Origin of the sequence: Aquiflexum sp. (assembly GCF_041749095.1) — a bacterium.
GTDB lineage: Bacteria > Bacteroidota > Bacteroidia > Cytophagales > Cyclobacteriaceae > Aquiflexum.
In genome coordinates, this window is record NZ_JBGTCA010000222.1 from 1 (window position 1) to 10673 (window position 10673).

Consider the following 10673-nt stretch of genomic DNA (forward strand, 5'->3'; position numbering starts at 1 on the left):
AAAAGCCTCTTCCACATCGTATTTCCACAGGTAAAAGTTGGCTCTTTCCATCCCTTCAAAAGACCTTCCCGGATTGGTCCGAATGATTACCCTCTTGCCTTCATCATCGGCTAATTTTACCATTTGATGGCTGCCGAAATAAGAAATCTTGACGATTTTACCGGTCAGTTGCTGTCCGTCTCTTTGTACCACTTCACCATGTTCTGGGCGGAATTGTAAACGAACTTTACCCCTGAATTTTTTTGCTTCTGGATCAGCAATAAAGCCGAAAGTTGTGTAGAAACCTTCTACGGTAGGTGTTGCCAGGATTTCATTTCTTTTTCCAAAAAAATTGGCCACATATGGATTTACAGGATTTTCATAGAGATTTTTGGGAATATCAATTTGTTGCAGATAACCTTTGTGCAGGATAGCAATGCGGTCCGCAGTTGAGAGGGCATCTCTGGTATCATGCGTGACAAAAATTGCGGTAATACCTGTCTTTTTGATAATCTGACGGATTTCTTCTCTTACCTGATCTTTGAGCATGGCATCAAGATTACTGAAAGGCTCATCCATTAACAGGATTTTGGGATTGGGGGCAATTGCCCTTGCCAAAGCCACACGCTGCTGCTGACCACCGGAAAGTTGGTGTGGATATCTTGAAAAATCTTCTTTTAAACCTACCAGTTGGAGTGTATCCAAAGCTATCTGTTCTGAATTTCCTTTGGCTTTTTGCAGCCCAAATTTTACATTTTCAAGGATGGTCAGGTGGGGAAACAATGCATAATCCTGAAACACCATCCCGACCTGTCTTTCATGGGCCGGTACAGATTTCACGCCTTCCACAATGGTCTGTCCCATTAATGAGATCGAACCTGAATCCGGATGTTCCAAGCCTGCTATCAATCTCAGCAGGGTAGTTTTTCCGGAACCGCTTTCTCCGACCAAGGCAAGAATCTCCCCCTCCTCTACGTCAAAGGAAACGTCATTGACAGCAAACTCATCTGCTTTATTATATTTTTTATTGATGTGTTGGAGTGATAAAATCCTCATCCGGTTTGTAAAGCGTTCTCTAAAGTTCTCTTTTTTTGATCAATCTGTTCAGGAAAATAATCGGAATAATTCCTGTAAGAATAATAATCACTGCGGCATTGGCTGATTCAGCAATCATCTCGTTTGTGGCCATATCAAATGCCTTTGTGGCCAAAGTTTGGTAATTGAACGGACGCAGGATCAAAGTTAAGGGTAATTCTTTTAATACATCTACAAATACCAGCAATATGCCTGATACCAAACTTGTTTTGATCAAAGGCAGGTCAATTTTCCATAATGTCCTGGTGCTTCTCACACCTAGCAGCCGGCTGGCTTCATTGACATGGATACCTATTTTTTGAAAACCGGCCTCCACGGGATTGTACCCAACAGCCATAAACCGGACGATGTAGGCAAAAATGAGCGCAAACAAGGTTCCAGAGAAAAACAGCCCGGCGACCTGGGAAGTGAACAAGGTTCCGTAAACCCATTTGTCCAAAGCGATAAACGGAATCATCACACCTACTGCAATAACAGCACCGGGAATGGCATAGCCCAAAGTCGCTATCTTGGTAATATTTTTTACCCATTTGAATGGGCTTAATCTTAATGCATATAGTAATACAATGGAAAGCATAACAATAAAAATCCCACTCATCGCTGCCAACCCAAAACTTCTAAAGATCAATAAAAAGAAGTCCTGATTTACCACCTTGGTATAAGTCAGGCTGACCCATTGTAAAAGCTGAAGAAATGGAAACAGAAAACTTAACAGAAATATCAAAGTACAGATTCCTGTGTAAAATATTTTTTTACCCAAAGTAGGATGAAAACGGGCTGTGGGCTTTTGGATGCCATTGACGGAGGAATATTGTCTGTTTCCCCGCTGAAGGGATTCGAGGTATAGAATCACAAAGACAAATACCATCAAGATGGCCGCCAGATAAATCGCAGTAGAGGAGTCTCCCATGGAAAACCATGCCCTGAAAATTCCTGTCGTGAATGTATTTACCCCAAAGTATTTGACGGTCCCATAGTCGTTCAGTACTTCCATGGAGGCAAGGGCAATGCCTGCAACTATAGCAGGTCGTGCCATTGGTAATGCCACTTTGAAGAAAGTTTTTAAACGGTTTGCACCTAAAAGAAATGAAGCTTCCTGCAAGGTGTTGGATTGCTGTAGAAAGGATGACCTTGTGATTAAAAATACATAAGGAAACAGGGTGATGGATAAGATAAAAATCGCACCGGGAAGGTTCATGATATCTATCAAGCTGCCTTTAACCTGTACATCAAATGTATTTCTGAAAAAAACCTGTATGGGGCCTGTATAGTCCAGTAGGCCCACATAAGTGTAAGCCATGATATATCCTGGAAATCCCAAGGGCAAAATCAATAGCCATTCAAAATACTTTCTTCCGGGGAATTCATAATTGGATACCAGCCAAGCTGTACTGACCCCAAGTAAGAATGTCATAATAGCAACACCCAAGAGTAAGAGAATGGTATTTTGGAAATAGCCCAAAAGCAGGTTATTGGCAATATGGGTCCAGCTTCCTCCGGGGCTATCAAAAAGTTTAATAAAAATAGTAAATAAAGGAGTGGCTACCAGCAGCAATATCAGCAGCGAGTAGCCTGTCCATTTATTCCACCAAAAGTAATTTCTTTTTAAAATGTCCAAAACGGTTAATTATTTCCAACCCACTTTGTCAAAAATGATGACAGCATCATTGTTGTTGTCTCCCAAGACTGACAGGTTAAGATCATCAACTTTAAAAGAACCCCAGTTTTTCAATAAGTCTGAAAATTCAACTTTAGTGTTTACCGGATATTCAAAGTTGATATTTGCCAGAACTCCTTGGGCTTCCTCATTTGAAAGGAATTCGATCAATTTGACAGCGTTCTCTTTGTTTGGGGCATATTTTGTCACAGCAGCACCTGATATATTGATATGTGTTCCCCTATCGGATTGGTTGGGGAAGAATATGGAGATTTTGTCAGCGGCCTTTCTTTCTTCTTCATTGGCATCATTGAGCATGATACCAATGTAATAGGTATTGACGATGGCTACATCACCTTCACCCGATGCCACGGCTTTTACCTGATCTCTGTCACTTCCTTTGGGTGACCTTGCCATATTTTCCAATAATCCTGAGGCCCATTTCTCAGCACCCTCTTTTCCATGATGCGCAATGATGGAAGCCAAAAGAGATTGGTTATAGATGTTTTCTGAGCTTCGGGTAAGTACCCTTCCCTTCCATTGTGGTTCTGTCAGTGCTTCGTAGCTGCTCAATTCTTCGGGATTAACCCTTTCTTTGCTGTAAGCAAGGATTCTTGCACGGTAAGTCAATCCAAACCAATATCCCTCAGGATCTCTGAATTTGGAAGGAATGTTTGCATTCAGGATTTCAGAATTGACAGATTGTAGAAGGCTTTTTTCTTCGGCCCTGTGTAATCTACCTGCATCTACTGTGATGAGTACATCAGCAGGAGAATTAGCTCCTTCCAATTCCAGTTTTTGTATCAGTTCATCCGCAGATGCTGAAACCACATTCACTTTGATTCCGGTTTTTTCACTGAACAAATCGAATAGTTTTTGGTCTGCTTCATAATGTCTGTGGGTATAGACATTGACCTCTTCGACTTTTTCACTACTGGATCCACATGAAATCAAAATTGCCCCAAAAGAGGCGATTAGAGTTAATTTGATGATATTTTTAAACATAATAGAGGTTGATAATTGGGCGAAATTAATCATTATTTAAATCAAATCTAAATAAAAAGAAAAAGATTTTTATATTTGTGGGCCTTAAAACAACAAGTGATTTTTAGAAGTTTTAGGTGTCATTTTAAACTAAAAACATGACGATTCAACAACTCGAATATATTATTGCGGTCGATAAACACAGGCATTTTGGCAATGCGGCTGAATCTTGTTTTGTCACCCAACCTACACTGAGTGCACAGATCAGTAAGTTGGAAAAAGAGCTTGATATAATCCTTTTTGATCGATCCAAAATGCCGGTGATCCCTACCGAAATCGGTGTTCAGGTAATCGAACAAGCCAAAAGAGTGGTTTCGGAGAGTAAAGGAATATATGAGTTATTGTCACAGTTGAAAGGCGATGTCAGCGGTGTGATCAAATTGGGCATTATTCCCACCATAGCGCCTTATTTGTTACATAGATTTATCAAGGGATTTTTGGAAAAATACCCCAAAGTAAAGCTTCAAGTGGAGGAAACTGTCACTGAGGAGATTCTCAGAAAGCTTAAAAATGATGAGCTGGATCTTGGTGTAGTTGTAACCCCTTTGGATGAACCCGGGATTGTGGAAAAGCCGATGTTCTATGAAAAATTCTTTGCTTACTTATCCAAAGGGCATCAACTTCTCAAAAAAGAAAAGCTAACGGTTAAGGATCTGGAATCTGACGACATGTGGATGCTTCAGCAGGGCCATTGCTTTCGCGATCAGGTTTTGAACCTTTGTAATCAGACCAAGTTTGAAAGGAATAATTTCCACTATGAAAGCGGTTCATTGGAAGGTCTGAAAAACATGGTCAATCAATATACAGGGATCACACTGCTTCCTGAATTGGCCACGTTTTCCCTAAATGAAGAGGAAAAACAACGATTGAGAAAATTCAGTGGCGAGGAGCCGATAAGGGAGGTAAGTATAGTATTGACCAGAAGTTTTTTGAAAAAGAAGTTAGTAGAATTACTCTACAATGAAATCTGTGATGCCATCCCGCAGGCCATGACTTCCAAAGCTCATGGAAAAGTGGTGAGGTTTAAGTGAAGGAGTGTTCAGTGTTCAGTAGGCAGTGTTCAGTGAGTAGTCGTAGTTCAGTAGGCAGTGGTCAGTGGGCAGTTTTCAGTAGGCAGTTTTCAGTAAGCAGTCACAGTTTGCAGTAGGCGTTTGACAGTGGTAAGCTGACGGGTGAGAAGTAAAAAACGAAGCGAGAGATTGGATAATTTTGAAAATCCTACACTCAAATTTCACAATTTTAAAATCAAAAGCTTGCCAGCAGGCCCGGTCTACAATCTTCAATCTAAAATCTAAAATCTTCAATAACAATGTCCTCCCACCATTTTGTCAAAGAACAGCAGGAACCTGCTTTAATCATCCTGAACACTGAAGGTATCGGCTTTGATGTGGTTGCTCCATTATTGGAATGGGTTCCTACAATATTGGTTGCGCAGGAAGAAGTTTTTACGGTAATATCCTGGGGAATAAAAATCGACATGATTATGGCCGAAATGGTTTTTCAGCAACAGCATTATCATTTGCTGGAAGAGCAGTATCCGGTCAAATTTCTGGGGGTTCAGGAGGGGAATTTCTTAGGTGAAGGCTTACAATACCTCATAGCTTCAAAACATTCTGCCGTGAACATTATCGGATTTGATCATCAAAAAGTAGCTAAATTGGAATCAAAACTTGAATTTTTGGATATTGTGGTTTGGGATGGAACGACCAGATATTTTCCTGTTAAAAACAGGGAGTTCAAAAAGTGGTTCCCGGCATGTGCTGTTCAATTGCATGCCCCTGAAGGGACTTTGATAGAAGTAAAAACAAGTGATTCCTCAGAAATTGTTGAAATAAAATATGCAACTATGGTGGAGGTAGATGAGGGTACCACCAATTTTAAATCAAACAGTGTTTTTTGGATCGGTGAATTTGCCCATTGATTATTCCTATTTTGTCATGTAAGGGATTGGGCTAAAACCGGCCAGGTTTTTTCAACCTTTAAATTGTTAATCCTTTACACTTACAGCACATAAACCTGGCAGGTTTCTTCGGTCAATGTTTAATTTGACAAAGTAGTGTTAGTTTGATTTACTTAGTTTTTGAAATCAAAAATCAATGATGTTCCATTAGTGTTGGTTTCAATCTGGACGCCGACATTCAGAAACAGGCCGATTTTATAGATGAGTTGCAATCCAAAACCTGATTTGTCTTTGGAGGCATCCTTTAGAAAAACAGTACCATTTTGTATTTGATCCATCATCTCTTTGGAAATTCCTTTTCCATTGTCCACAACTGTAATCTGATACCCGCTTTCCGTCTTTTCACCGGACAAGCTGATTTTGCCTCTATCAGGGGTGTATTTCAATGCATTTACCAGGGCATTCTGAACCATCATGATACAGAGAGATTCATTGGTGGCGGTAAATTGGTAAAGCTCGTTTTTTTGGAGCAACATTTTTATGTTTTTATCATCTGCCATAGATTTCCATTCCTGATGTAGGTCGCTAAGAAGTTCACCAAGATCTACGGAATCAGTTTTAAGGAATTGGGCATTGTTTACTTTTGATATCAACAACAGTGAATTTACCATCTTCTTCATTTTCTGCACCGTGGACTGCATGTCCATCAGTTTTTCCATTTGTTCCTGTTTCAGATCAGGTAGATTGAAGATACCCTCCACTTTTGACTGCAAAATGGACAATGGCGTTTTCAGTTCATGTGAAGCGTGGGAGATGAATTCTCTTTCCTGATTGAAAGCTTTTTGGATTCTTTTCATCATTTCTGACAATGATTCATCTAAAAGCCGGAATTCATCGGTGGAAGTTTTTATCGGACTGTATTGGAATTGTTGGGGTTCTTTGATGTGTAAAAGTTTGTTTTCTACAATTTGCTTAAATGGTCTTACCAGCCATTTTCCAAATGCAGAATCCAGGAAGAAAGTTAGCAGCAAAAAGATAAAAAATGTAATATAGAGAATCCTGAACATGATTCTTTCAATGTCCTTTATGGTTTCAAGACTTCTACCTATTTCCAGCAGAAAATAATCTTCTTCAAAAGAAAACACATAGGAACAGACCCTATAGGTTACCGATACCTCCTCAATGATCCGTTCCTCATTGTATATGGTGTCCACCAGAAAGGGTTCGGCTATACGTTCCAGGAGTATGTATTCTTCTTTGAGAATATTATAGCTTCCAAAGCCACGGCTATAGTCCTCTTCCACAAAAAAGTTATCCAAACCCTGATTTCGGATAATTTGCAGTACATTCTCTCTTTTTTCGAGCAAACGGGTATCTGTATTTTTGACAGCAAAGTACTTGAGAAAGAATGGCCCTGACATCAAAAAAACCAATAGGATCAATCCTTTGGCCAGCAGGTTATACAAAAGCATTTTGGAACGTAACTGCATATTTTTTTATGCTTGGATTTTATAGCCTATTCCCCGAATGGTCTCCAACCAATCCACAGGAGCAAATTCACCCAGTTTCTTTCGGATGTTTTTGATATGGACATCTATAAAATTGGACTGATAATCATCTTCAATATGGTCCCCCCAAAGGTGTTCGGCAAGTTGATACCTGTTGATGACACGGTTTTTGTGGATCAGAAGGAAATGCAGCACATTAAATTCTTTTTTGGTCAGACTGATAGGATTCCCTGAATGACTGACAGTTTTATTTCCCAAATCCAACATAAAACTTCCAATTGTAATTTCCTCTTTATTCCAGCCACTTTTTCTTCTCACTATCGCCTGCATACGGGCTTTGAGTTCCAGCAGAGAAAAAGGTTTGGGAAGGTAATCGTCTGCCCCCTTTTCGAGCCCCTCGACACGGTCACTGATTTCTGACCGGGCGGTCAATATAATGATAATTGCGTTTTCCTGGTTTTCTTTAATTTCATTTATCAGATCCATTCCATCCCCATCGGGAAGTCCAAGATCAAGCAAAATAAAATCATAAGGGTTAATGGCAATGTTTTCGGAGGCGGAAGCGAATGTTGGGGAAGTATCACATACGTATTCCTCTCCCTTTAAATATCCGCATATTTCATCAGCTAGCTTTATTTCATCTTCAACCAATAGTATCCTCATGACCTTATTTTTTAAGTTTTTTTACCGGGACCGCATGTGAAATCTGAAACCCCCAAATAAACCTGTTTCTGGAATTATCAAACTCAGGCAGATTAAGAGGAACAATATATCTAGGCTGAAATTCAAATTCCCAGCCTCCTTTTGCCAAAGTAATCGGGAAGGTAATTTCGCTGCTTACCAATTGGAATCTGTCAGTGTTTTCCAACTGACCATTCTCCATTTGCCCGCTATTTCCGATCTGATAAAACCTGCTTGTCCCTGCCAATAAGGAAAATTTAGGTTCGAAAGAGACGGTTATTTTCTTCCACAGCTTTTGATCAATTTCAAAGTAGCGAGAATGATGGCTACTGACAAAGTAATCATTCATTTCATTGAACAGAATCTGGGGTTGTATTGTAGAGTACATCATACCCCAATCCAAACCCAAGGTGGTCTGCAGGAAACCCATGTTTTCAATTCCTGCAATTCCACTTGACTGGCCTACTATAAATTGGGAATAACTTATATTGATGTCTGTGTTACCGGAGATTTCTTTGAAATATCCCAGGGTGGCACCATACTGCAAGGGGATTTCAGTCTGAAGGAATTTGAAGGAAGATAAATTAATATACACTCCGGAATTAAAAAAATACATGATGTCCAAAGACCCGAAAGGTATGGTCTGACCAAAATCCCTCCCCAAAAAAGTAAAGGCATTTTGGTAACGTGCGTTTATGATCAAAAAATCATAGACGGTTTCCCTATCTTCTTTATTGGTAGAATCGGATTCCTGTCCATATGAATTTCCCATAAACAGAAAATACAATACCAAGGTCAAACTTAATTTGAATTTCATATACGGGTGTTAAGAGTTTCAAATTAACCGGGCATAACTGATGGTAAATGCCAAATTACATCATAATAGGAAGTGTTCCGCAATAAGAACACTTCCCTAAAAACAAATTATAAGCCTCCACCTGGATTACCTGAGGGTATTGTTGGTCTGGTAGTAGGAGCAGGTCTTGTGGGTGTTGGTCTAGTGGGTCTCACCGGGGTGTTAGGTCTAACTACAGGTGCGTTTGGTCTACTAGCCGGGACAACTGCGGGTCTTCCGTTTTGTGGAGTAGGTCTTTCAGATGGCGCATTGGCACGGGTCCTTGCATTCTCGGAAATTTCCTTTCCTTTTTCAGCATTTTCTGCTCCAAGAGCAGCCCTTTCTCTTGCTTTTTCAGCATTGTCAGCTGCAGGGTTGTTTCTGACCATTGAACTTCTTCTGGCCGCACTACTGATGGAAATTCCTTTTTCTTTTCCACCTTCAAGAGTAGTGGCCATTTTGCTGATTTCAGCACCTTTTTCTGCCTCTGCCGGCAATTCTCTTTCAACTGCCGGGACTTTAACATCTTTCTTTTTTTCAGTCTGTGCCATTCCGGCATAACCGATAAAGAACATAAGAGCAATTAAACTTATCCTTTTCATAATATTTTTTTTAATATGGATGTAAAGTAAAGGTCCTTAAATGAAGATTTGATGAAGAAAGCTCATTTAAGTAAAATACTTGAAAAATTATCTTAAAACCGCACTTACCATTCTATCTCTGTTGTTAAGGTCTTTGAGTATCCTGATTTCTTTAAAACCATTATCAGTCAAAAGATCTGACGTACTAGAACCCAAAACTTCATTGATTTCAAAATACAGTCTTCCATTTGGATTTAGAGCATTTTTACACTTTTGGGCAATGTGCCTGTAAAATAACAATGGATCATCATCTTGGACAAATAGTGCCAAGTGAGGTTCATATTTCAATACATTGGCATGCATCATTTCTTTTTCGGATATCCTCACATAGGGAGGATTGCTGACAATGATATCCAAATTCTTAAAAGGGATTTCTTCATTTAAAAAATCACACTTTTGGAAAACAACTTTTGCATCGAGAGATTTGGCATTTTGTGAAGCCACCGAAAGTGCCTCCTCGCTGATGTCCAAGGCAAAAACTTCGGAGCCTGTTATTTCCAATGCCAAAGTTATGGGGATACAACCCGAACCTGTCCCGATATCCAAAATCCTGATTCCGGATTTTTTGTTTTCTTTAAGTATTAAATGTACAAGCTCCTCTGTTTCATTTCTCGGGATAAGTACACTGGAATTGACCAAAAATTCTCTTCCGTAGAATGGCGCTTTTCCTGTGACATATTGGATAGGCTTTCCTTCAAGTAATTCATTGAAGGCATTTTCAAGTTCAATAGGCAAAGAATCCAAAGCAATATTATTGGATATATCCCTTCTGCTTTTACCCAAATACTCCTCAAAAAGCCAAATAATCAGAGATTCGGATTCCTGTCTGGAATACAATTCCTGTAGCTGTGAAGTAAGTGAATGGAATAATTCGGAAAGGGTCATAAAAGTTAATTGGGTCTTTAATCTCAAAGGTAATTATAAAGCTGAAGTTAAATTGAAGTACTCAATTTCCGATTACCTTTTTACATTGATCAGCTTGTAAAAAGCTATTGCTCCTAATCCATAACAGAATACATCCAAGATATCTGCTGTGTAGGTGGAGGACCATTTGGGCAAAAGGAATTCAAACAAAAAGGAGAAATATGCCCAACCGACCAAAACCTGGGTCTTACTGAAAACAAAATCCTGTTTAATCGGGTGTATCCACCTGAAAACCTGCAAGGTAATTCCCAATACAACAGGCATCGCCATTAAATCATCGAGATAAGCATGGATATAAGGAATAAAAACCTTCATTACTTTTTCCAAAAACTGATTGAGCCAAAAAATAATGCATGCGATTAAAAAATATGGATTTTTGAAAACTGATATCATCCCGGTAGTGCTGCAA

The 10673-nt window shown here is 39.5% G+C and carries 11 protein-coding genes; 2 read left to right on the top strand and 9 right to left on the bottom strand.

Translation table 11 applies throughout. The annotated features are described in order from the left end of the window. The 3 genes from ACEW8O_RS10885 to ACEW8O_RS10895 all read right to left on the bottom strand — a co-directional run. Positions 1 to 1035: ABC transporter ATP-binding protein (locus ACEW8O_RS10885; protein ID WP_373494660.1), on the bottom strand; the 1035-nt coding region annotated here is incomplete at its 3' end. A 19-nt stretch (positions 1036 to 1054) separates the two neighbouring features. Continuing rightward, entirely contained in the window at positions 1055 to 2692 is a 1638-nt protein-coding gene (locus ACEW8O_RS10890; protein WP_373494661.1) for an ABC transporter permease, read from the bottom strand. Positions 2693 to 2701: 9 nt separating this feature from the next. Beyond that, positions 2702 to 3769 (bottom strand): Fe(3+) ABC transporter substrate-binding protein, encoded by a 1068-nt coding sequence (locus ACEW8O_RS10895; RefSeq protein ID WP_373494662.1) that lies wholly within the window; start codon positions 3767 to 3769, stop codon positions 2702 to 2704. Positions 3770 to 3873: 104 nt separating this feature from the next. Here ACEW8O_RS10895 and ACEW8O_RS10900 point away from each other — a divergent pair, with 104 nt between their 5' ends. Next, the gene (locus ACEW8O_RS10900; RefSeq protein WP_373494663.1) at positions 3874 to 4806 is read left to right on the top strand and encodes a hydrogen peroxide-inducible genes activator; all 933 of its coding nucleotides are present in this window, start codon (positions 3874 to 3876) and stop codon (positions 4804 to 4806) included. A gap of 278 nt (positions 4807 to 5084) precedes the next feature. Continuing rightward, positions 5085 to 5696 carry a thiamine pyrophosphokinase gene (locus ACEW8O_RS10905; RefSeq protein ID WP_373494664.1) on the top strand — a complete coding sequence of 204 codons (612 nt, stop codon included), beginning with the start codon at positions 5085 to 5087 and terminating at the stop codon, positions 5694 to 5696. A gap of 152 nt (positions 5697 to 5848) precedes the next feature. Here ACEW8O_RS10905 and ACEW8O_RS10910 read toward each other — a convergent pair whose 3' ends face one another. The 6 genes from ACEW8O_RS10910 to ACEW8O_RS10935 all read right to left on the bottom strand — a co-directional run. Continuing rightward, positions 5849 to 7165 carry a sensor histidine kinase gene (locus tag ACEW8O_RS10910; RefSeq protein ID WP_373494665.1) on the bottom strand — a complete coding sequence of 439 codons (1317 nt, stop codon included), beginning with the start codon at positions 7163 to 7165 and terminating at the stop codon, positions 5849 to 5851. A gap of 6 nt (positions 7166 to 7171) precedes the next feature. Further along, positions 7172 to 7846 carry a response regulator transcription factor gene (locus ACEW8O_RS10915; RefSeq protein WP_373494666.1) on the bottom strand — a complete coding sequence of 225 codons (675 nt, stop codon included), beginning with the start codon at positions 7844 to 7846 and terminating at the stop codon, positions 7172 to 7174. 4 nt (positions 7847 to 7850) lie between these two features. Next, positions 7851 to 8681, bottom strand: coding sequence for a hypothetical protein (locus ACEW8O_RS10920; protein ID WP_373494667.1), 831 nt, complete (start codon positions 8679 to 8681; stop codon positions 7851 to 7853). A gap of 107 nt (positions 8682 to 8788) precedes the next feature. After that, entirely contained in the window at positions 8789 to 9301 is a 513-nt protein-coding gene (locus tag ACEW8O_RS10925) for a hypothetical protein (RefSeq protein ID WP_373494668.1), read from the bottom strand. 87 nt (positions 9302 to 9388) lie between these two features. Next, complete coding sequence (gene prmC, locus ACEW8O_RS10930) at positions 9389 to 10225, bottom strand: peptide chain release factor N(5)-glutamine methyltransferase (protein WP_373494669.1); 837 nt, start codon at positions 10223 to 10225, stop codon at positions 9389 to 9391. Between the two features lie 72 nt (positions 10226 to 10297). After that, positions 10298 to 10673 (bottom strand): magnesium citrate secondary transporter (locus ACEW8O_RS10935; RefSeq protein ID WP_373494670.1); only part of this gene is annotated, 376 nt, incomplete at its 5' end.